This is a genomic window from Streptomyces sp. SID13666 (assembly GCF_010548325.1).
Lineage (GTDB): Bacteria > Actinomycetota > Actinomycetes > Streptomycetales > Streptomycetaceae > Actinacidiphila > Actinacidiphila fildesensis.
Genome location: NZ_JAAGLX010000019.1, coordinates 110,970 through 130,437, shown reverse-complemented (window position 1 = coordinate 130,437; position 19,468 = coordinate 110,970). Strand labels below are relative to the sequence as shown.

The 19,468-nt window shown below is 69.6% G+C and carries 19 protein-coding genes; 12 read left to right on the top strand and 7 right to left on the bottom strand.

The genetic code is table 11. The annotated features are described in order from the left end of the window. Nucleotides 1–68: 68 nt before the first annotated feature. Nucleotides 69–1,049 (top strand): TerC family protein, encoded by a 981-nt coding sequence (locus tag G3I60_RS23960; protein WP_164298507.1) that lies wholly within the window; start codon nt 69–71, stop codon nt 1,047–1,049. 139 nt (nt 1,050–1,188) lie between these two features. Further along, entirely contained in the window at nt 1,189–2,187 is a 999-nt protein-coding gene (locus tag G3I60_RS23955; protein WP_164298509.1) for a cytochrome c oxidase assembly protein, read from the top strand. A gap of 83 nt (nt 2,188–2,270) precedes the next feature. Here G3I60_RS23955 and G3I60_RS23950 read toward each other — a convergent pair whose 3' ends face one another. The 4 genes from G3I60_RS23950 to G3I60_RS23935 all read right to left on the bottom strand — a co-directional run bounded on the left by G3I60_RS23950 (nt 2,271) and on the right by G3I60_RS23935 (nt 4,145). After that, nucleotides 2,271–2,789 carry a hypothetical protein gene (locus G3I60_RS23950; RefSeq protein WP_164298511.1) on the bottom strand — a complete coding sequence of 173 codons (519 nt, stop codon included), beginning with the start codon at nt 2,787–2,789 and terminating at the stop codon, nt 2,271–2,273. A 65-nt stretch (nt 2,790–2,854) separates the two neighbouring features. Continuing rightward, nucleotides 2,855–3,067 (bottom strand): hypothetical protein, encoded by a 213-nt coding sequence (locus tag G3I60_RS23945; protein WP_164607693.1) that lies wholly within the window; start codon nt 3,065–3,067, stop codon nt 2,855–2,857. Nucleotides 3,068–3,378: 311 nt separating this feature from the next. After that, complete coding sequence (locus tag G3I60_RS23940; RefSeq protein WP_164298515.1) at nt 3,379–3,804, bottom strand: hypothetical protein; 426 nt, start codon at nt 3,802–3,804, stop codon at nt 3,379–3,381. Beyond that, nucleotides 3,801–4,145: a hypothetical protein gene (locus G3I60_RS23935; RefSeq protein WP_138356316.1), complete on the bottom strand. Its 345-nt coding sequence runs from the start codon at nt 4,143–4,145 to the stop codon at nt 3,801–3,803. Before G3I60_RS23935 ends, G3I60_RS23940 begins: the two co-directional genes overlap by 4 nt. A gap of 142 nt (nt 4,146–4,287) precedes the next feature. Between G3I60_RS23935 and G3I60_RS23930 the strand changes: the two genes are divergently transcribed. Then, entirely contained in the window at nt 4,288–5,052 is a 765-nt protein-coding gene (locus G3I60_RS23930) for a GntR family transcriptional regulator (protein WP_138356317.1), read from the top strand. Between the two features lie 9 nt (nt 5,053–5,061). Here the strand turns inward: G3I60_RS23930 and G3I60_RS23925 are convergent, their stop codons facing one another. Both G3I60_RS23925 and uvrA read right to left on the bottom strand, forming a co-directional pair. Then, nucleotides 5,062–5,481 carry a Rieske (2Fe-2S) protein gene (locus G3I60_RS23925; RefSeq protein ID WP_164298517.1) on the bottom strand — a complete coding sequence of 140 codons (420 nt, stop codon included), beginning with the start codon at nt 5,479–5,481 and terminating at the stop codon, nt 5,062–5,064. 88 nt (nt 5,482–5,569) lie between these two features. After that, nucleotides 5,570–8,578, bottom strand: a complete 3,009-nt coding sequence (uvrA, locus tag G3I60_RS23920) for an excinuclease ABC subunit UvrA (protein ID WP_164298519.1) — start codon at nt 8,576–8,578, stop codon at nt 5,570–5,572. A gap of 221 nt (nt 8,579–8,799) precedes the next feature. Between uvrA and G3I60_RS23915 the strand changes: the two genes are divergently transcribed. After that, nucleotides 8,800–9,531 (top strand): maleylpyruvate isomerase family mycothiol-dependent enzyme, encoded by a 732-nt coding sequence (locus G3I60_RS23915; RefSeq protein ID WP_164298521.1) that lies wholly within the window; start codon nt 8,800–8,802, stop codon nt 9,529–9,531. Nucleotides 9,532–9,565: 34 nt separating this feature from the next. Continuing rightward, nucleotides 9,566–10,222 carry an MBL fold metallo-hydrolase gene (locus G3I60_RS23910; protein ID WP_164298523.1) on the top strand — a complete coding sequence of 219 codons (657 nt, stop codon included), beginning with the start codon at nt 9,566–9,568 and terminating at the stop codon, nt 10,220–10,222. Between the two features lie 105 nt (nt 10,223–10,327). Here G3I60_RS23910 and G3I60_RS23905 read toward each other — a convergent pair whose 3' ends face one another. Further along, complete coding sequence (locus tag G3I60_RS23905; protein WP_138356322.1) at nt 10,328–11,239, bottom strand: hypothetical protein; 912 nt, start codon at nt 11,237–11,239, stop codon at nt 10,328–10,330. Nucleotides 11,240–11,475: 236 nt separating this feature from the next. Between G3I60_RS23905 and G3I60_RS23900 the strand changes: the two genes are divergently transcribed. The 7 genes from G3I60_RS23900 to gap all read left to right on the top strand — a co-directional run bounded on the left by G3I60_RS23900 (nt 11,476) and on the right by gap (nt 19,426). After that, nucleotides 11,476–12,123 (top strand): papain-like cysteine protease family protein, encoded by a 648-nt coding sequence (locus G3I60_RS23900; protein WP_164298525.1) that lies wholly within the window; start codon nt 11,476–11,478, stop codon nt 12,121–12,123. A 7-nt stretch (nt 12,124–12,130) separates the two neighbouring features. Further along, entirely contained in the window at nt 12,131–13,012 is an 882-nt protein-coding gene (locus G3I60_RS23895) for a hypothetical protein (RefSeq protein ID WP_164298526.1), read from the top strand. A gap of 74 nt (nt 13,013–13,086) precedes the next feature. Next, the gene (gene uvrC / locus G3I60_RS23890) at nt 13,087–15,096 is read left to right on the top strand and encodes an excinuclease ABC subunit UvrC (RefSeq protein ID WP_164607691.1); all 2,010 of its coding nucleotides are present in this window, start codon (nt 13,087–13,089) and stop codon (nt 15,094–15,096) included. A gap of 45 nt (nt 15,097–15,141) precedes the next feature. Further along, a complete protein-coding gene (gene rapZ, locus G3I60_RS23885) occupies nt 15,142–16,065 on the top strand; it encodes an RNase adapter RapZ (protein ID WP_138356326.1) in 924 nt (307 codons plus the stop codon). 17 nt (nt 16,066–16,082) lie between these two features. Continuing rightward, the gene (gene yvcK / locus G3I60_RS23880; RefSeq protein ID WP_138356364.1) at nt 16,083–17,069 is read left to right on the top strand and encodes a uridine diphosphate-N-acetylglucosamine-binding protein YvcK; all 987 of its coding nucleotides are present in this window, start codon (nt 16,083–16,085) and stop codon (nt 17,067–17,069) included. Then, nucleotides 17,060–18,037, top strand: coding sequence for a DNA-binding protein WhiA (gene whiA, locus G3I60_RS23875; RefSeq protein WP_138356327.1), 978 nt, complete (start codon nt 17,060–17,062; stop codon nt 18,035–18,037). The genes yvcK and whiA overlap by 10 nt, the downstream gene beginning before the upstream one ends. 384 nt (nt 18,038–18,421) lie before the next feature. After that, on the top strand, nt 18,422–19,426 hold the full coding sequence (gene gap / locus G3I60_RS23870; protein ID WP_138356328.1) for a type I glyceraldehyde-3-phosphate dehydrogenase: 1,005 nt from the start codon (nt 18,422–18,424) through the stop codon (nt 19,424–19,426). The last annotated feature ends 42 nt before the right edge of the window (nt 19,427–19,468 follow it).

Below are 19,468 nucleotides of genomic sequence, written 5' to 3'. Positions count from 1 at the left end.
CCTTACCTTTGCCTTCTCTTGGGCATTCCGGTACCGTTCACTGTTCGTAGTGAACTACCGGAGGCGCAGTGGATGTTTCCTTGACCATGTGGGCACTGACCATCGCGGGTCTGTGTGCCTTGATCGCCGTCGACTTCCTCATCGGACGCAAGCCGCACGACGTCACCATCAAGGAAGCGGGCATCTGGACGGTCGTCTGGATCGTCCTCGCCGCCCTGTTCGGGCTCGGCCTGGCACTCTTCGCGGGCGGTCAGCCCGCGGGTGAGTTCTTCGCGGGGTTCATCACCGAGAAGTCGCTGAGCGTCGACAACCTCTTCGTCTTCGTCCTGATCATGTCGAAGTTCGCGGTGCCGACGAAGTACCAGCAGCGGGTGCTGCTCGTCGGCGTCCTGATAGCGCTGGTGCTGCGCGCGGTCTTCATCGCCGGCGGCGCCGCGATCATCGCCAACTTCTCCTGGGTCTTCTACATCTTCGGCGCGTTCCTGATCTGGACCGCCTGGAAGCTCATCAAGGAGGCGCTGGCCGATCCCGAGGACGAGGAGTTCGAGGAGAACAAGCTCCTCAAGCTCGTCGAGAAGCGCGTCCCGTCGACCGACAAGTACCACGGCACGAAGCTGTTCATCGTCGAGAACGGCAAGCGCCTGATGACGCCCATGCTCGTCGTCATGCTGGCGATCGGCACCACGGACGTCCTGTTCGCGCTCGACTCCATCCCGGCGATCTTCGGCCTCACCCAGGACCCGTACATCGTCTTCACCGCCAACGCCTTCGCGCTGATGGGTCTGCGCCAGCTGTACTTCCTGATCGGCGGACTGCTCAAGAAGCTGGTCCACCTCTCGTACGGCCTGTCGGTCATCCTCGGCTTCATCGGCGTGAAGCTCGTCCTGCACGCGATGCACGAGTCCGGGGTGAACGTCCCGGAGATCTCCATCCCCGTCTCGCTCGGCGTCATCGTGGCCGTGCTCGCGGTCACCACCGTCACCAGCCTGTTCGCCTCCAAGAAGCAGGCGGCGGCCGAGGCGGCCGAGAAGAACAGCATCGACGCGTAACGCGTAACGCGCGACGGCCCGCGATCGGCCGTGATGGGCAGGGCCCGGCAGCGACATGCCGGGCCCTGCCCACGTCCGTCCACCCCGGCAGGTCTAGCGTTGGCCGCCGGGACCGGACGGATGCGAGGACGAGGACGACATGGCTGCTGCGCTCGGCACCACGGCGGCGGCTCTGCCGGAACTGACGGTGTCCACATTCCTGGGCGCCTGGCAGCTGGACGGTGTGGCGCTCGCCGCCGTGGTCCTGCTGGGCGGGCTCTACGTGGCGGGCGTACGGCGGCACCGTCACGCCGGCGGCCGCTGGCCAATCGCGCGGACCACGGCGTTCCTCGTGCTCGGCCTGGGCGCGATCGTGGTCGCCACGATGTCCGGCCTGGCCGTCTACGGCCGGGTGCTGTTCTGGCCCGCCGCCGTGCAGAACATCGTGCTGGACCTGATCGCCCCCCTGGGCCTGGCCCTCGGCGACCCGCTGGCCCTGGTGACCCCGGACGGCCCGCTGCACGGCGTACTGACCGGCCGAGCGGTGCGCCTGCTGACGTACCCGCTGGTCAGCTCGGCGGCGGTGCTCGGCTCCGAGCTGACGATCTACTTCACGCCCTACTTCGAGACGGCGCTGCGCCATGACGCCGTCCTCCAACTGATGCATCTCCAACTGCTGCTGACCGGCTGCCTGTTCGTCCTGCCGATGCTCACCCACCAGGAACTGCTGCCCCGCTGGTGCACCCACCCGGCACGGGCCGCCCTGGTCTTCCTCGACGGCCTCTTCGACTCGCTCCCCGGCATCGTCGTCATGACCAGCGGCACCCTGGTCGCCGGCCACTGGTACGCGGCCCAGCCCCGCACCTGGGGCCCGACCCCCAAGCAGGACCAGCTGATCGGCGGCGGCCTGATGCTCACCCTCGCCGAACTGGTCGGACTGCCCTTCCTGATCGCGGTCTTCGCCCAGTGGTGGCGCACGGACCGCGCGAAAACCGCCGAACTGGACGCCCGCCTGGACCACGAACTCCTCCCGGCGGCCACGGCCTCAGGCGCGTCGGCGTCGGCCCACGAGCCCGCCCCCGCCGTCCCGGAAATGACCCGCCCGTGGTGGGAGACGGACTCCGGCGAGGTGGGCCAACGAATGAGGCGCCGCTCGTAGGGCCTGTCCGATCCGACGCGGCTCACTGCCGCGCGGATCGCGTCACCAAGATCCATGCCACGGCACCAGCTCGTGGCCAGCGGCTACCCGAGCTTGGAGCCGGCCTTGTCGTAGGCGGCGGCTTGGGTGGGCGTGAGATATCGGGAGACGCGGACGAGGACCGTCCCGTGCGGGTAGTCGTACTCGGCGAGCATGGGAATGCTCGCCGTGACCTTCTGGATGTACTCGGCGCGGGTCTTCGCGGCCTCTGTGGTCGGGAAGACCTCGATGCAGCCGCCGAGTTCGACGTCCCCCGTCTTGTACATGCTGGCGTCGGCGCCTTTGATCCGACTGTCGGCGAACTTGATCGCTGACGTGTACCGGCCAGGGCGACCCATCAGGTGATTGCTGTCGTTCTCAGCGGTCACCGTGACCGTGAGCTTCGCGGTCGGAACATCCTTGGCAATCGCTCCGAACGCTGTGGTCGCGGTGACGCCGGCCGCTGATGGTGCGGAATTGCCTGCGGGTTTGTTCGGGGAGCGCGTAGTGCCCATCGAGCAGCCCGTAGCGAAGAGAAGGCCACAGGCGATGATGGCGGTGGCGCGGGCTGAATGAGCGTGCATGAGTCCCCTTGGTTTCCGGCAAGCGGTGACGGCATCGCCGCTCGGCGATCCGTCACGGCCCCGCGTCACTTGATCTGCTGCTTGCTGCGGTCGAGGAGAAGGACGTGCACGACCGTCGTGATCATGAATGTCCAGACGGCTACCGCGAACCATGCGTTGACCTTGGGCTGGACGATGGCGAAGCCGAGAACGGTCGCGCTAAGAGCTGCGTAGACGGCTGGAGCTCGCCATCCGATGACCTTGCGGTGCCAGGCGATGACGAATGGCAAGAAGGCCAAGAGCGACATGCTGACCAGGGGTAGGGCAGCCCACGCGTACCGCTGCCATGGCTCGGTGAACATTCGGCGCTGAACGGTCGGGATGAGGAACGGGTTGGTGATGTTGGCCCCCAGACGGCTTGAGGGTGCAGCGTGACAGTGCCCGAAGGCGCTTGGCGGCGGTGTGACGGATCTGTTACTAAGCGTTGCCCGCCGTGGCATCCCGCGAGTGCGGCACGAAGCTGCGGTCTGGGAGGGAGTGCCGGGCGGGGGCTTCGAGTTGTCCCCAAAACCTGGGGTTGCTACCGCGAGGCGGTCCGGGAGTTGCTGTCTCAGCGGGACTTCGGGACGAACGGGTCGGCGGTACGGAAGCGGATGGTGCCGTCCGTGTCCGCCGGGTGTTCGGCCAGCGGGATGATCCGGTACGCCACACGGCACTTGGCGTCCGCGTACAGCAATCTGCCGGGACCGGTCGGCGCGGGCCGGTTGCCGATCGGGACGGCCATTGCGGCGTCGATCGGGTCGTGGCACAACTGGCACCATGCGTGCGGTTGCCGTTCAACCGCGACGGCGCAGGACGGTTCGCATGCATACAGTTCGACGTCGTCGGCGTGTACGCCGGTCCCGATGTGGTGTGTGCCTATCGACCGGGCGCGGTAGAGGCGCGCTGCGCAGTGCGCGCAGTTCAGTCCGCGCAATTGGTTGATGGTGAGCCGGTCCGGGTCGATGACCGGAGGCTGGGTGTTGTCGGTGCTCATGGCGTCTTCTCCTGGGTGACTTCTGCCCAGAGTCCGTGATCGTCCGGGGTGGTGCCGTGGCAGGATGAGAAGCCGCGGATGATCGAGAGACCGGCACCCCTGACGCTGTGCAGAGGTAACGCCACGTTGCCGGACGCGGAGATGCGGGCTCGGTAACCGGCCGTGGAGAGGGTCATCTGGATCTTCGCCGGTCGTGTCGCCAGGACGGCGACGAAGAGTTCGTCGGCCAGCAGCGGAGCGTCCTCGTGGCGCACGTGACTGCCCACCCATACCCGGACGACGCGAACCTGCTCGGCATCCCCGGGGAAGCGGCGCTGCCAGCTCTGTCCGGATTCAGGCATGGGTGTGCTCCCAAACTCCACAATGTTCTGAGTACGGAAAGTTCTTTTCCGTACTCAGAATCGCGCGCGACTTGGCGAGGGTCAAGCGAAGCGGCCAATATGTGAGTACAGAATCGGACGATCACTCGGGAGGGTGATTCGCGTGCCCCGCGAGGAACGGCCGGAGTACCTCCGCATCGCCGCCGAAGTACGTGCCCAGATCCATGACGGCACCTACGCGCCGGACGACCGCCTACCCACCCTGCCGGAGCTGTGCGAGGCGCACGGCGTCTCCGAGACGACGATCCGCAACGCTCTCGCGGTCCTGCGCAACGAGGGACTGATCGAGACCCGGACCCGCGCGGGCACCATCGTCCGCAAACGGCCGCCCGTTCACCGCATGGCAGCTGACCGGTACCGCACCAACACCACAGCGCCGCAAACGGCGTTCACCAAGGACCAAGGCATCGGCTGGTCCGAATACCGGCTCGACAAGCGGTACGTGAAGAAGCGGGCCGACGCCGAACTGGCCGCACTCTTCGAGTGCGAAATCGGCGAACCGCTTCTCGCCCGCCACTTCGTGTTCTACGACAACGATGCCCCGACGCAGATGTCCATCAGCTATGTCCGCTGGTCCGATGTCGCCGCTACACCTGTCGCCGACCCGATCAACGAGCCGTGGCCGGGTGGCACTCGTGCGCAGTTCAAGACGCTGGGCATCCACGTCAACCGCATCACCGAGTCGTTCACCACGGCCATGCCCACCGAGGACGAGCAGGCGACGCTGCGCATCGGCGGCTCCGTGCCGGTGATCCGCTTCACCCGCAGGCACGTCGCCGACGACGGCCGGGTGGTCGAGGTTGCGCACCCGATCGTCCGGCGGGGTGACACCACGGTCGTCGAGTTCGCGATCGACCTCGACGACTGATGCCAGGTGTCAGGCCTTGGGGCCGGTGATCAGTTTGCCGCCCTCGACGCGCACCTCGACGGCGGGCAGCGGCTCGGTCGCCGGGCCCTGGACGACGGCGCCGGTCGTGGCGTTGAAGCGGCTGCCGTGGCAGGGGCAGGAGATGATGCCGTCCTCGACCTTGTCCACCACGCAGCCGGCGTGCGTGCACACCGCGCTGACCGCCTTGTAGGCGCCCTGGGTGGGCTGCGAGACCACGACCTTGTCATCGCGGAACAGCTTGGCGCCGCCGACGGCGACCTCGGTGGCCGGGCCGAGGTCGACGGGACCGGTGGCCGCGGCCTTGTCCTTGCCGGATCCGCCGCAGGCCGTGAGGCCCAGGCCGGCGACTCCGGCGAGAGCCGCGCCCCGCAGGACGGTACGGCGGCAGGCGGCGTGCGGTTCGGTCATCGTGGTGCTCCAGGCTCAGGACGCGGAAAGGGACGCAGGGACTGATCTTGAGACCAGTACCCTACGTCCCGAACCTGTGCCCAGCGGGTCAGGCCTTGCCCGCTGCCTTCTTGCGCGGCGCCGCCTTCTTGGCGGGTGCCGCGACGGTTTCCGCGACCGTGGCCTTCTTCGCGGTGACCTTCCTGGCCGGGGCCTTCTTCACCGCCGGCTTCTTCGCCGCCGGCTTCTTCCTCGGCGACACCGTGGCGTCACTCACCCGGTCGCCGAGGATGTCCCGCAGGAACTTGCCGGTGTGGCTGGCCGTCGACCCGGCGATCTCCTCCGGGGTGCCCTCGGCCACCACCAGACCGCCGCCGTTGCCGCCCTCCGGGCCCATGTCGATGACCCAGTCGGCGGTCTTGATGACATCGAGGTTGTGCTCGATGACGATGACCGTGTTGCCCTTGTCGACCAGTCCCGACAGCACCTTGATGAGCTTGCTGATGTCCTCGAAGTGCAGACCGGTGGTCGGCTCGTCCAGGACGTAGACCGTCCGGCCGGTGGAGCGCTTCTGCAGCTCGCTGGCGAGCTTGACGCGCTGCGCCTCGCCGCCGGAGAGGGTCGGCGCCGACTGCCCGAGCCGGACGTAGCCCAGCCCCACCTCGTTCAGGGTGCGCAGATGACGGGAGATCGTCGGGACGGCCTCGAAGAAGTCCAGCGCCTCCTCGATCGGCATGTCGAGCACCTCGGAGATGGACTTGCCCTTGAAGTGCACCTCCAGCGTCTCGCGGTTGTAGCGGGCGCCGTGGCAGACCTCGCACGGGACGTAGACGTCCGGCAGGAAGTTCATCTCGATCTTGATCGTGCCGTCGCCCGAGCAGTTCTCGCAGCGGCCGCCCTTGACGTTGAAGGAGAAGCGGCCCGGCAGATAGCCGCGCACCTTCGCCTCCATCGTCTCGGCGAAGAGCCTGCGGACGTGGTCGAAGACACCGGTGTACGTGGCCGGGTTGGAGCGCGGGGTGCGGCCGATCGGCGACTGGTCCACGTGCACGACCTTGTCCACCAGGTCGTCGCCCTCCACCCGGGTGTGCCGGCCCGGGACGCTGCGCGCCCCGTTCAGCTCGCGCGCCAGGTGGGTGTAGAGGATGTCGTTGACCAGCGTCGACTTGCCGGATCCCGAGACACCGGTGATGGCGGTGAGCACCCCGAGCGGGAAGGACACGTCGATGTCCTGCAGGTTGTGCTCGCGGGCGCCGTGCACGGTCAGCTGCCGGTCGCGGTCCACCGGCCGGCGCACGTCCGGCATCGGGATCGAGCGCTTGCCGGACAGATACTGGCCGGTCAGCGACTCCTCGTTGGTCAGCAGGTCCTTGAGCGAACCCGAGTGCACGACCTTGCCGCCGTGCTCACCGGCGCCCGGGCCGATGTCGACGATCCAGTCGGCGATCTTGATGGTGTCCTCGTCGTGCTCCACCACGATCAGGGTGTTGCCGAGGTCCCGCAGCCGCACCAGGGTCTCGATGAGCCGGTGGTTGTCCCGCTGGTGCAGACCGATCGACGGCTCGTCCAGCACGTACAGCACGCCGACCAGGCCGGAGCCGATCTGGGTGGCGAGCCGGATGCGCTGGGCCTCGCCGCCGGACAGGCTGCCCGAGGCGCGGTTGAGCGAGAGATAGTCCAGGCCGACGTCGACCAGGAACTTCAGCCGCTCGTTGACCTCCTTCAGGACCCGTTCGGCGATCTTCTTGTCGCGGGCGTCCAGCTTCATCGCGGAGAGGAAGTCGGCGCAGTCGCTGATCGACATCGCGGAGACATCGGCGATGGACCGGCCCTGGACGGTGACCGCGAGGACGATCGGCTTGAGCCGGGTGCCCTCACAGGTCGGGCACGGCACCTCGCGCATGAAGCCCTCGAAGCGCTCGCGGCTGGAGTCCGTCTCGGACTCCTGGTGCCGCCGCTTGACGAACGGGATCGCGCCTTCGAAGTTGGTCGTGTACGCGCGCTCGCGGCCGTACCGGTTCTTGTAGGCCACCTTGATCTGCGTCTTGTGCCCGTGGAGCAGCGCCTTCTTGGCGCGGACCGGCAGACCCGCCCAGGGGATGTCCGTGCGGAAGCCGAGCTCCTCGCCGAGTGCCTCGACGAGCCGCTGGAAGTACCCCTTGGACATACCGCCGGACCACGGCGCGACCGCGCCGTCCTCCAGCGACTTCTCCTCGTCCGGGACGATCAGCTCCGGGTCGACCTCCATGCGGGTGCCGATGCCGCTGCACTGCGGGCAGGCGCCGAAGGGCGAGTTGAAGGAGAAGGAGCGCGGCTCCAGCTCCTCGAAGGAGAGGTCGTCATAGGGGCAGTACAGGTGCTCGGAGAACATCCGCTCACGCTGCGGGTCGTCCTCGGGCAGATCGATGAAGTCCAGGATCACCATGCCGCCGGCCAGCCCGAGGGCGGTCTCGACGGAGTCGGTCAGCCGGCGCTTGGCGCTCTCCTTGACGGTGAGGCGGTCGATGACCACCTCGATGGTGTGCTTCTCCTGCTTCTTGAGCACCGGCGGCTCGGTCAGCTGGATGGTCACGCCGTCCACCCGGGCCCGGCTGTACCCCTTGGTCTGCAGGTCGGCGAAGAGATCGACGAACTCGCCCTTGCGCTCGCGCACCAGCGGGGAGAGCACCTGGAAGCGGCTGCCCTCCTCCAGCTCCAGCACCCGGTCGACGATGGCCTGCGGCGACTGGCGCGAGATCGGCCGGCGGCACTCGGGACAGTGCGGCTTGCCGATCCGGGCGAAGAGCAGCCGGAGGTAGTCGTAGACCTCGGTGATGGTGCCGACGGTGGAGCGCGGGTTGCGCGACGTGGACTTCTGGTCGATCGAGACGGCCGGTGAGAGGCCCTCGATGAAGTCGACGTCGGGCTTGTCCATCTGGCCCAGGAACTGCCGGGCGTAGGAGGAGAGCGACTCGACGTAGCGGCGCTGCCCCTCGGCGAAGATCGTGTCGAACGCGAGGGAGGACTTGCCCGAACCGGAGAGTCCGGTGAACACGATGAGCGCGTCCCTCGGGAGGTCGAGCGAGACGTTCTTGAGGTTGTGCTCGCGAGCGCCACGGACTGTGAGTCGATCGGCCACGCCAGTGCGCACCTTTCATAGAAAAGGAGAGGGTCGGCACCCCCAGTCAGCCTAAACGGGGCGCCGTCAACATTTCTTCCTGTTGTGACACACCGAGCCTATAGCACGCGCATTCGATTTACGGAGGGCGGCTGCCATGTTCACCCGACCGAGTGACCGCGCTAGCGTCGTCCGTGCACCGTCGATCAAGCTGTCGAGCACGTTGTCGATCAGGAGGCCCTGTGTCCGTCCAACGACCCGACCCCGCCCGCGATGCGGCTGCCGCACAAGCAGCCACCGAACGGCTGATCGAGGCGGTCACGGCGCTCCCCGCCACCGCGGTCGCCGAGCCCTCGCTGCTGCCCGGCTGGACCCGCGGCCACGTCCTGGCCCACCTCGCCCGCAACGCCGACTCACTCGTCAACCTCCTCACCTGGGCGCGCACCGGCGAGGAGACCCCGCAGTACATCAGCACCGAGGTGCGCGACAAGGACATCGCCGACGGCGCCGGCCGCCCGCTCGCCGAGCACCTCGACGACCTGCGGACCTCCGCCGACCGCTTCGCGCTGGCCACCGGGGAGATCCCGCCGCAGGCCTGGGCCGCCCAGGTCCGGATGCGGTCCGGCAAGGTGATCGCCGCAGCCGAGATCCCGTGGCGGCGGCTCGTCGAGATCAACTTCCACCATGTGGATCTCGGCATCGGCTGCGGCTTCGACGATCTGCCGGCGGACTTCACCGGGCGGCAGCTCGACGCGCTCCTCGACGGCCTCTCCGGCCACGAGGGCGTCGCCGCCGTCCGGCTGCACGACACCGGCAGCGGATCCTCCTGGGATCTCGGCGCCGCCACCGAGCCGGAGCTCACCGTCAGCGGTACCGGCAACGCCCTGCTGGCCTGGGTCAGCGGCCGCGCCAAGGGCGACGGCCTGACCACCGTCCCGGACCACCCGCTGCCCATCCTCCCACCGCTCATCTGACGCCATTGACCTGGGCGCCACTAACCTGGGCGGCATGCCCTATAACGGAGAAGTGAAGGTCGGCGGCGCGCCGGACGTGCACGAGCTCACCGACCTCATCATCACCAAGGTCGCGGTCGGCCCGATGAACAACAACGCGTACCTGCTGCGCTGCCGGGACTCCGGTGACCAACTGCTGATCGACGCGGCCGCCGAGCCCCGGACGCTGCTCGGCCTGATCGGTGACGACGGAATCGCCTCCGTCGTCACCACCCATCAGCACGGCGACCACTGGAGCGCCCTCGCCGAGGTCAAGGCCGCCACCGGCGCGCGCACCTACGCCGGGCGCTACGACGCGGAGGGCATCCCGGTACCCACCGACGTCCTGGTCGAGGACGGCGACATCGTCCGGGTCGGGCGCATCGAGCTGACCGCCCGCCACCTGGTCGGCCACACCCCCGGCAGCATCGCCCTCGTCTACGACGACCCGCACGGCCACCCGCACCTGTGGACCGGCGACTGCCTCTTCCCCGGCGGCGTCGGCAACACCCACGACGACCCGGAGGCCTTCACCCGCCTCCTGGGCGACGTGACCGCCAAGCTCTTCGACGCCCTTCCCGACGAGACCTGGGTCTACCCGGGCCACGGCAACGACACCTCACTCGGCGCCGAGCGCCCCCACCTCGCGGAGTGGCGCGAGCGCGGCTGGTGACGGGCGGGGGGCGGCCCGGCAACGGGCCGGCCCCACGCCGACGGATCCGTCCTGAGTGCGTTGGCGCCGCCCCTCAGGACCGACCGGCCGGAACCGCCCGGCCCCTCAGGACCAGTCCCACGCGATGCCCAGCAGGCCCGGCCGTACCGTCTCCTCCACGAAGTGGACGGTGCCGCGGCCGTTGAGGAGCAGTTCGGCGACCGCCTGCTGGGGGGCGCCCTGGGTGGGTTGTTCGAAGCGGCGGCAGCGGACCGGGAGGGTGGTCGGGGCGAAGGCGGCCTGGAGGACGTACTGGCCGCCTCCGAAGGGGAAGCCGCGGACGTACTCGCCGCTCGGCGGGCCGCTGCCGTCGTCGAAGCCGTAGCCGAGCAGGGCGGTGTCGCCGCCGCGCAGGCGGCCGTCGAAGAGCAGCTCGGCGACGACCACGCCGGACTCCTGGTGCCGTCTGACCCGTCCGACGCGGCAGTTGTCGGCCGCCCGCACCCGGACCCGCTCGACATCGCAGCCGGGGTCCCCGTGGTGGATAGCCACATAGCGGTCCACACCGTCACGGTGTGCGCGGACCACATGCTGTGAGTCGTGGGCGAGCAGCTCGCGTGCCTCCCCGATCCGCACCCGCTCGTAGTGCACGACGGTGTGGAGCCCGCCGTCCGCCGGGGAGCCGAGCTCCGCGAGCAGGGTCTCCAGGGCCGCGGCGGGTTCCATCAGGTACTGGTACGAGCGGGCCGGCGGCCGGTCGGGGTTCGTGCGGGGGACGAGCAGCCGGCTCAGGGAGTTCGCGGGCAGTTCCAGGACGTCCTCCAACGCCCGGACGGCGCGCAGCGATTCGGCCCGCTCCGGTCTGCGGATGCCGCTCTGCCAGTAGCTGAGGCTGGTGACGGACACCCGCACGCCGCGCTGCGCGAGACGGTGCCGGACCCGTTCCAGGGCCAGACCGCGGGCGGCCACGGCGGTCCGCAGCGCGTGGTGGAAGGGTCCGGTGCGCAGCGCCTCGGACAATGCGGTTCTCTGCGACATCGCGCTCCTCCGGCCGCGCGGTCTGTGAACGTTCACCCACGTGGTGGCCGGTACGTCTCGCGGCACGCTGCTGACCTGCTGATCCGATCCCTGTGTTCACACCCGTACCGCGGGCGTTCACACCTGGCTCGCCCCCACATTGAAGCCCGTTGACCGGTCCCCGACAACACCCGATGCTCTGATCCAGCGTCCGGACGCGCTCCTCCACCCCCCACTTCCCGACAGGGAGGAACGCCATGCTCCATCCCCTCCGCATGCGGTTGCGCGGCCGCGGGCGCCTCGCGGCGGTCGTGCTCGCACTCGCCGCGACACTCGGCCTCGGCATCACCGGCACCCCCACAGCCGGCGCCGCACCCGCCGCCGCATCCCTCGCCGCACCCGCCGCCGCGACCAGCACCCTGGCCGGCGCGAAGCAGCTGAACATCACCATGCAGGCGCAGCAGAACACCAACTGGTGCTGGGCAGCGAGCGGCAACACCATCGCCACCTGGTTCGGCCGCTCCTACTCGCAGAACCAGTTCTGCAACGCGGCCTTCAACCGGGCCCAGGGCTCGACCTGCGGCAACTGGCAGGCGTCGCTGGACAACGTGCAGAACGCGCTGGACTGGGCCGGCATCAACTCCGGCAGCTACGTCACCGGCTATCTGCGCTACACCACCGTGCAGAGCGAGATCAGCGCCAACCGGCCGGTGGAGACCCGTATCGCGTGGAGCTCCGGCGGCGGGCACATGCATGTGCTCTACGGCTACGACACCGCCACCAACTTCGTCTACTGGGGAGACCCGTGGCCGTCCAACTACCGTTACAACTGGGCGGACTACTCGTACTACGTCAACAACAGCTCGTTCTCCTGGACCCATTCGCTCTACCGGATCGGAGCGTGAGGCGCCGATGAAGACGAGCACGACACACAAGATCGCGGCAGGCGCGGTCGCCGCCCTGGCGTCCGGCGGACTCACTCTGGCCGCCGTCCCCGTGGCGCACGCCGACGACATACCCGCCGCCTCCGCCGCTCCCGCCGCCGCCCGCGAAGCCGCCGCGGCGCCGGCCACCCTCGACACGCTCTCCCGCTTCTTCGCCCGTGACGGCGTCACCGCACTGAAGGCCGCGGCACCGCACCTCCAAGGCGCGACCGTCACCGTCAACACCCTCAACCCCGGCTTCGTCGCGGGCGACCGGGGCGCGGCCGTCGCGCTGCCGGAGTTCGCCGCCACCAAGGCGGTCTCCGCCGACGGGCACACCGCCTCCGTGTGGACGGTGCGCAGCGGGACCGGCTGGAAGGTGGTGAACATCGCCACGGGCAGCGACGAGACCGACTACGTCGCCAAGGGCGGTGCTCAGCCCGGTTCCACGGTCTTCCGGGAACCGCAGATCGACGCCTGGTACGTGGTGCGCGCGGGCAGGGTCCTGCCGCTCGATCCGGACGCGGTCAAGGCCGTCGGCGCCGCCGGCACCACGCTGGCCGGCTACCAGCAGCTCGTCCACCGAAGGTACGGGGACAAGCTGCCCGGCTCGGCGTACGACCGGGCGGGCCTGGGCGGCGGCTACGACACGGGGGCCGCTCCCGGAGCCGCTCCCGGGGCCATCGGTCCCGCCGCAGCTCCGGCCGTCGCTCCGGCTGTCGCAGCGGCCCCCGAGGCGCAGGCCGCCCGGGCCGGCGCGGCGGACGGGCACCTCGGGAAGGGCGCCCCGCTCGGCGCGGTCGGCGCCGGTCTGGCGCTGATCACCGCCTTCGCCTTCGGCGTACGCCGCCGCACCACGCGGCGTAGCTGAACCGTCATTCCCGGTCCCCGCGCGTGACCCGTGCCGGGACCGGGAATGTCACCGCCCGCCAGTAGGGTGGTGGCATGGCAGACCCCTCCAGTTACAGACCGAAGCCGGGTCAGATCCCCGACTCGCCGGGGGTCTACAAATTCCGGGACGAGCACGGCCGGGTGATCTACGTCGGCAAGGCGAAGAGCCTGCGCCAGCGGCTCTCCTCGTACTTCCAGGACATCGCCAACCTGCACCAGCGCACCGCCACCATGGTGACGACCGCCGCGTCCGTCGAGTGGACCGTGGTCGGCACCGAGGTCGAGGCGCTGCAGCTGGAGTACTCCTGGATCAAGGAGTTCGACCCCCGGTTCAACGTCAAGTACCGGGACGACAAGAGCTATCCGTCGTTGGCCGTCACCATGGGTGAGGAGTTTCCCCGGGTGCAGGTGATGCGCGGGCCCAAGAAGAAGGGCGTGCGGTACTTCGGGCCGTACGCCCACGCCTGGGCGATCCGCGAGACCGTGGACCTGATGCTGCGGGTCTTCCCCGTGCGGACCTGCTCCGCAGGGGTGTTCAAGCGGTCCGCGCAGATCGGCCGGCCCTGCCTGCTCGGCTACATCGGCAAGTGCGCCGCGCCCTGCGTCGGCCGCGTCACCCCGGACGAGCACCGCGAACTCGCCGAGGAGTTCTGCGACTTCATGGCCGGCCGCACCGGCACGTATCTGCGCCGCCTGGAGCAGCAGATGCGGGAGGCGGCCGGCGAGATGGAGTACGAGAGGGCCGCCAGGCTGCGTGACGACATAGAAGCGCTCAAGCGGGCCCTGGAGAAGAACGCGGTGGTGTTCAACGACGCCACCGACGCCGACCTGATCGCGGTCGCCGAGGACGAGCTGGAGGCGGCCGTCCAGATCTTCCACGTCCGCGCCGGCCGGGTACGGGGCCAGCGCGGCTGGGTCACCGACAAGGTCGAGGCGGTCGACACCGCCGGCCTCGTCGAGCACGCCCTGCAGCAGCTCTACGGTGACGAGAAGGGCGAGGGCGTCCCCAAGGAGGTGCTGGTCCCGGCCATGCCGCAGACCGCCGAGGCGCTCACCCAGTGGCTCGGCGAGCGGCGCGGTTCGCAGGTCAGCCTGCGGGTCCCGCAGCGCGGCGACAAGAAGGACCTGATGGTCACCGTGCAGCGCAACGCGCAGCAGGCGCTGGCGCTGCACAAGACCAAGCGCGCCTCGGACCTGACCACCCGCTCCCGGGCCCTGGAGGAGATCTCCGTGGCGCTGGAGCTGGAGACGGCCCCGCTGCGGATCGAGTGCTTCGACATCTCGCACCTCCAGGGTGACGACGTGGTCGCCTCGATGGTGGTCTTCGAGGACGGCCTGGCCCGCAAGAGCGAGTACCGCCGCTTCCAGATCAAGTCCTTCGAGGGCCAGGACGACGTCCGGTCGATGCACGAGGTGATCTCCCGGCGCTTCCGCCGCTATCTGCAGGAGAAGCAGAAGACGGGCGAGTGGGACGTCGGCGCGGCCGGCGGCGAGGTCGGCGCCGAGGGCGGCGGCGCGGGCGAGGCGGTGGGCGGGCCCATCGACCCCGAGACCGGCCGGCCGCGCAAGTTCGCGTACCCGCCGCAGCTCGTCGTCGTCGACGGCGGGCAGCCGCAGGTCGCGGCCGCCCAGCGGGCGCTCGCGGAGCTGGGCATCGAGGACGTGGCCGTCTGCGGCCTCGCCAAGCGCCTGGAAGAGGTCTGGCTGCCGGACGACGACGATCCGGTGATCCTGCCCCGCACGAGCGAGGGCCTGTACCTGTTGCAGCGGATCCGGGACGAGGCACACCGCTTCGCGATCTCGTACCAGCGCACCAAACGATCGAAATCGATGAAGGCGGGCGCCCTGGACGCGGTGCCGGGCCTCGGCGAGACGCGCCGCCAGGCGCTGCTCAAGCATTTCGGCTCGCTCAAGCGGCTGCGGGCCGCCACGGTGGAGCAGATCTGCGAGGTGCCCGGCATCGGCCGCCGCACGGCCGAGACGGTCGCCGCGGCCCTGGCCGGAGCCGCGCCCGCCGTTCCCGCGGTGAACACCGCCACGGGAGAGATCATTGAGGATGAGTAGACGGCCGCACCCGGGGGCCGCCTCAGTGGAACGGGGGAGACAGCGATGACAGAGAACGACGGAGACGGAGCAACCGTGACGACCGGTGGAGCGGGTGAGGCCGCCGAGGCCATCCCCGAACTGGTGATCATCTCCGGCATGTCCGGAGCCGGCCGCAGCACCGCGGCCAAGTGCCTTGAGGACCTCGGCTGGTTCGTCGTGGACAACCTGCCGCCCGCCCTGATCCCCACCATGGTGGACCTCGGCGCGCGCTCGCAGGGCAATGTGGCGCGGATCGCGGTCGTCGTGGACGTCCGCGGCCGCCGCTTCTTCGACAATCTGCGGGAGTCGCTGGCCGACCTCGACACCAAGGGCGTCAAGCGCCGCGTGGTGTTCCTGGAGGCCTCAGACGACCTTCTGGTGCGCCGCTTCGAGTCCGTCCGCCGCCCGCACCCGCTGCAGGGCGACGGCCGGATCGTGGACGGCATCGCCAAGGAGCGTGATCTCCTGCGCGAGCTGCGCGGCGAGGCCGACCTGGTGATCGACACCTCCAGCCTGAACGTGCACGAGCTGCGATCGAAGATGGACGCCCAGTTCGCGGGCGACGGGGAGCCCGAGCTGCGGGCGACCGTCATGTCCTTCGGCTTCAAGTACGGGCTCCCGGTCGACGCGGACCTGGTGGTCGACTGCCGCTTCATCCCGAACCCGCACTGGGTCCCGGAGCTGCGCCCGTACACCGGGCTGAACGACGAGGTCGCCCAGTACGTCTTCAACCAGCCCGGCGCCAAGGAGTTCCTGGACCGGTACGCCGAGCTGCTGCACATCATCGCCGCCGGCTACCGCCGGGAGGGCAAGCGGTACGTGACCATCGCCGTCGGCTGCACCGGTGGCAAGCACCGCAGCGTCGCGATGTCCGAGCGGCTCGCCGCGCGGCTCTCCTCGGACGGGGTGGAGACCGTCATCGTCCACCGGGACATGGGGCGCGAGTGATCCGGACGGCACGGCGCCTGCGTCGGACGAGCCGTCGCTCCGGAGTACCGCCGAAAGTGGTCGCCCTGGGCGGCGGCCACGGCCTGTCCGCGTCGCTGAGCGCCCTGCGCCGGATCACCGGCGACCTGACCGCCGTCGTCACCGTCGCCGACGACGGCGGTTCCAGCGGCCGGCTGCGCGAGGAGATGGGCGTCCTGCCCCCCGGTGACCTGCGCAAGGCGCTGGCCGCGCTGTGCGGGGACGACGAGTGGGGGCGGACCTGGGCGCAGGTGATCCAGCACCGCTTCGTCAGCAAGGGCGATCTGCACGGACACGCCGTAGGCAATCTGCTGATTGTCGCCCTCTGGGAGCAGCTCAACGACGAGGTCGCGGCACTCGAATGGGTCGGCCGGCTGCTGGGTGCGCACGGCCGGGTGCTGCCCATGTCCGCGGTGCCGCTGGACCTCCATGCGAGCGTCCGCGGGCACGACCCCGCGGCGCCCGACGAGACCACCACGGTGCGGGGCCAGGCCACGGTCGCCCTCACCCCCGGTGACGTGCAGGAAGTGTGGTTGCAGCCGGCCGATCCGCCGGCCGTTCCGGAGGCCGTCCAGGCGGTCCTGGACGCCGACTGGGTGGTCCTCGGACCGGGGTCCTGGTTCTCCTCGGTGATCCCGCATCTGCTGGTCCCGGAGCTGGCCGACGCACTGGTGAACACCCGGGCCCGCAAGGTCCTCACACTGAACCTCGCACCCCAGCCGGGGGAAACCGACGGCTTTTCTCCGCAGCGTCACTTGGAGGTTTTGGCCCGACACGCCCCTAAACTCACCATCGACGTGGTGTTGGCCGACGAGGCCGCCGTGCCCGACCGCGACAGCCTGGTCAAGGCTGCCGAAGGGTTGGGCGGCACGGTCGAGCTGGCGCGGATAGCGGCCCCCGACGGGCCGCGGCACGATCCGGAGCTGCTGGCCACCGCGTATGACCGGATTTTTCGTATGCGTGGAAGGATCGGCCCATGGCGATGACGCCAGCGGTGAAGGATGAGATCTCCCGGCTCCCCGTCACCCGGACCTGCTGCCGGAAGGCGGAGGTCTCGTCGATCCTGCGGTTCGCGGGCGGTCTGCACCTGGTGAGCGGCCGCATCGTGATCGAGGCGGAGCTGGACACCGGGATCGCGGCCCGGCGGCTGCGGAAGGACATCCTGGAGATCTTCGGCCACTCCTCGGACCTGGTGGTGATGGCCCCCGGCGGGCTGCGCCGCGGCAGCCGGTACGTGGTCAGGGTGGTCGCCGGCGGTGACCAGCTGGCGCGGCAGACCGGTCTGGTGGATGGCCGCGGCCGTCCCATCCGGGGCCTGCCCCCGCAGGTCGTCTCCGGTGCCACCTGCGACGCCGAGGCGGCCTGGCGCGGCGCCTTCCTGGCCCACGGCTCGCTCACCGAGCCGGGCCGCTCCTCGTCGCTGGAGGTCACCTGCCCCGGCCCCGAGGCGGCGCTGGCCCTGGTCGGCGCGGCCCGCAGGCTGCAGATCCCGGCCAAGGCCCGCGAGGTGCGCAACGTCGACCGGGTCGTCGTACGGGACGGCGACGCGATCGGCGCGCTGCTGACCCGGCTCGGCGCCCATGACTCCGTCCTGGCCTGGGAGGAGCGCCGGATGCGCCGCGAGGTCCGGGCCACCGCGAACCGGCTGGCGAACTTCGACGACGCGAACCTGCGCCGTTCCGCGCGGGCCGCGGTCGCGGCCGGCGCCCGGGTGCAGCGCGCCCTGGAGATCCTCGGCGAGGAGGTCCCCGAGCACCTCGCGGCAGCCGGCCGGCTGCGGATCGAGCACAAGCAGGCGTCGCTGGAGGAGCTGGGCTCGCTCGCCGAGCCGCCGCTGACCAAGGACGCGGTCGCCGGCCGTATCCGCCGGCTGCTGGCCATGGCCGACAAGCGCGCCTCCGACATGGGGATGCCCGGCACCGAGGCGAACCTCACCGAGGAAATGGTCGGCTGACCCCGCCGCTGTTCACCCACCGCACGCCCCGGTGTTCCGCACAGGACACCGGGGCGCGGTGCGTCCGGGTGCGGCCGGCGCCGCGGACCCCACGCGGAGCTCAACCGCCGTGCGGACGTGGCCCGGTGGCGGCGCCGAACGGTTTGTTGAATTGCGGGCCGGGCCGTCTCAGCATCCGGAGCCGCTACGGACGGCTTCCCTGGTGACACTCCGTGACAGGCGGGGTGAACTGGGAAAACGGCCGCTGAGCGGGCGCTCAGAGCCCGTCCGGGCGCTGTCGATGTCACTGGGAACACGTGGGCGAGGTAGGGTCGTGGGTGGTCGGGGACATCCCATATTTCGCAGCCGGAGTGTATTCCGGCACATCAGCGAGGAGATCGGTTCGTGACGATCCGGGTAGGCATCAACGGCTTCGGTCGTATTGGTCGCAACTTCTTCCGTGCCGTGCTTGAGCAGGGCGCGGACATCGAGATCGTCGGTGTCAACGACCTGACCGACAACGCGACCCTGGTGCACCTTCTTAAGTACGACAGCATCCTGGGCCGTCTCAAGGCCGAGGTCACGCACACCGACAACACCATCACCGTCGGCGGCAAGACCTTCAAGACGATGGCGGAGCGGGACCCGGCGAACCTGCCGTGGGCCGAGCTCGGCGCGGACATCGTCATCGAGTCCACGGGCTTCTTCACCAAGCGCGACGACGCCGCCAAGCACCTCGCGGCCGGCGCGAAGAAGGTCCTCATCTCGGCTCCGGCCAAGGACGAGGACATCACCGTGGTCATGGGCGTCAACCACGAGAAGTACGACGCGGCGAAGCACAACATCATCTCCAACGCCTCGTGCACCACGAACTGTGTGGCGCCGATGGCGAAGGTGCTCCTGGAGAACTTCGGCATCGTCAAGGGCATGATGACCACGGTCCACGCCTACACGAACGACCAGAAGATCCTGGACTTCCCGCACAGCGACCTGCGCCGTGCGCGGGCCGCCGCGATCAACATCATCCCGACCTCCACGGGTGCCGCCAAGGCCACCGCGCTGGTCATCCCCGAGCTCAAGGGCAAGCTGGACGGCACCTCGCTGCGCGTCCCGGTCCCGACCGGCTCGATCACCGACCTCGTGGTGACCGTCGAGCGCGACGTCACCAAGGAAGAGGTCAACGCGGCCTTCCAGAAGGCGGCCGAGGGCCAGCTCAAGGGCATCCTCGAGTACACCGAGGACCTCATCGTCTCGACGGACATCGTCAACGAGCCGGCCTCGTGCACGTTCGACTCGCAGATGACCATGGTCCAGGGCGACCAGGTCAAGATCTTCGGCTGGTACGACAACGAGTGGGGCTACTCCAACCGCCTGGTGGACCTGACCACCTTCGTCGGCGGCCAGCTCTGAGTCACGGCCTAGCCACGCAGATGTGAGTGACAGGGCTCGGCC

Coding starts and splice junctions, on each gene's coding strand:
- G3I60_RS23905 (WP_138356322.1), bottom strand. CDS start 11,239: ATGTCGCAGAGAACCGCATTGTCCGAGGCGCTGCGCACCGGACCCTTC.
- rapZ (WP_138356326.1), top strand. CDS start 15,142: ATGACAGAGAACGACGGAGACGGAGCAACCGTGACGACCGGTGGAGCG.
- G3I60_RS23900 (WP_164298525.1), top strand. CDS start 11,476: ATGCTCCATCCCCTCCGCATGCGGTTGCGCGGCCGCGGGCGCCTCGCG.
- uvrC (WP_164607691.1), top strand. CDS start 13,087: ATGGCAGACCCCTCCAGTTACAGACCGAAGCCGGGTCAGATCCCCGAC.
- G3I60_RS23940 (WP_164298515.1), bottom strand. CDS start 3,804: ATGAGCACCGACAACACCCAGCCTCCGGTCATCGACCCGGACCGGCTC.
- G3I60_RS23935 (WP_138356316.1), bottom strand. CDS start 4,145: ATGCCTGAATCCGGACAGAGCTGGCAGCGCCGCTTCCCCGGGGATGCC.
- G3I60_RS23910 (WP_164298523.1), top strand. CDS start 9,566: ATGCCCTATAACGGAGAAGTGAAGGTCGGCGGCGCGCCGGACGTGCAC.
- G3I60_RS23950 (WP_164298511.1), bottom strand. CDS start 2,789: ATGCACGCTCATTCAGCCCGCGCCACCGCCATCATCGCCTGTGGCCTT.
- G3I60_RS23955 (WP_164298509.1), top strand. CDS start 1,189: ATGGCTGCTGCGCTCGGCACCACGGCGGCGGCTCTGCCGGAACTGACG.
- G3I60_RS23895 (WP_164298526.1), top strand. CDS start 12,131: ATGAAGACGAGCACGACACACAAGATCGCGGCAGGCGCGGTCGCCGCC.
- whiA (WP_138356327.1), top strand. CDS start 17,060: ATGGCGATGACGCCAGCGGTGAAGGATGAGATCTCCCGGCTCCCCGTC.
- G3I60_RS23925 (WP_164298517.1), bottom strand. CDS start 5,481: ATGACCGAACCGCACGCCGCCTGCCGCCGTACCGTCCTGCGGGGCGCG.